This window comes from Streptomyces sp. SP18BB07 (genome assembly GCF_036322545.1).
GTDB classification, from domain to species: Bacteria; Actinomycetota; Actinomycetes; order Streptomycetales; family Streptomycetaceae; genus Streptomyces; species Streptomyces deccanensis.
In genome coordinates, this window is the sequence record NZ_JAQYWT010000369.1 from 1 (window position 1) to 283 (window position 283).

The 283-nt window shown below is 60.1% G+C and carries 1 rRNA gene; it reads left to right on the top strand.

What is annotated here, in order from left to right:
* Positions 1 to 283, top strand: a 16S ribosomal RNA gene (locus PUR53_RS45455); the annotation flags it as partial.

The following is a 283-nucleotide window of genomic DNA, read 5'->3' on the forward strand; positions in this document are numbered from 1 at the left end:
ACGCTGGCGGCGTGCTTAACACATGCAAGTCGAACGATGAACCACTTCGGTGGGGATTAGTGGCGAACGGGTGAGTAACACGTGGGCAATCTGCCCTTCACTCTGGGACAAGCCCTGGAAACGGGGTCTAATACCGGATACGACACTCTCGGGCATCTGATGAGTGTGGAAAGCTCCGGCGGTGAAGGATGAGCCCGCGGCCTATCAGCTTGTTGGTGAGGTAACGGCTCACCAAGGCGACGACGGGTAGCCGGCCTGAGAGGGCGACCGGCCACACTGGGAC